The following is a 663-nucleotide window of genomic DNA, read 5'->3' as shown; positions in this document are numbered from 1 at the left end:
GCCCACCTGGTGTGGGCAACACCCACCTCGGCGTCGCCCTCAGCGTCAAGGCCATCGAGCACGACCTCGGTGTCAGCTTCTACCGACTCGACGAGCTGCTCGCCAGCATGCACTGCGATGTCGAGCTGACGCCCCAGGCCCTATGCCAGGCTTGCTACAAACTCAGAAGATTACTCGCAGAAGCAAGGTGATAGTCGTACATGGGTGATCGTTATGGCACTACATGGTTGCTCTGTTCTCTGCGGGGTCGGCGAGTCACACCAGGGTGATTTGCTGCTGGCCCGGACGCTCGCTCACACCCAGGGCATCTTAGACGCGCTGCTGGCGCGGCTCGGGGCGGGCCGCCTTGCGGACGTGAATGGTGCGGCCTTCCTCACGCTTGAGCTCGACCGTGACCCGGCCTTGGCCATCGAGCTCCCGGCGGATGCCGTCCCAGCTGCGGTGTATCCCGCAGGCCTTGAGCTGCAAGCGAATGGTGTGCACCAGATGGCAGGCCAGCACGGAGATGAATAAGTGCGCACTGACGCGCTCGCTCTTGTGGTGATAGATGGGGCTCTGACAAGGAGCGATCGAAACCGTTTCGAGGCCTCGATCCGAAGTCGGACCGATACTGCACGGACTGCGCAAACGCGGCGTCGAGCATATTTCCATCGTATCCCACAA

At 62.0% G+C, this 663-nt stretch carries 1 protein-coding gene and 1 pseudogene; one reads left to right on the top strand and one right to left on the bottom strand.

What is annotated here, in order from left to right; all coding sequences use genetic code 11:
- Positions 1 to 191 (top strand): ATP-binding protein (locus CKO31_RS26315; protein WP_200243940.1); only part of this gene is annotated, 191 nt, incomplete at its 5' end.
- 118 nt (positions 192 to 309) lie between these two features.
- Here the strand turns inward: CKO31_RS26315 and CKO31_RS26310 are convergent.
- A pseudogene (locus tag CKO31_RS26310) lies at positions 310 to 663 on the bottom strand (hypothetical protein); the annotation flags it as partial.

The organism is Thiohalocapsa halophila (assembly GCF_016583825.1).
In the GTDB taxonomy this organism is placed as follows: domain Bacteria; phylum Pseudomonadota; class Gammaproteobacteria; order Chromatiales; family Chromatiaceae; genus Thiohalocapsa; species Thiohalocapsa halophila.
This window is presented reverse-complemented; position numbering and strand designations above follow the sequence as displayed.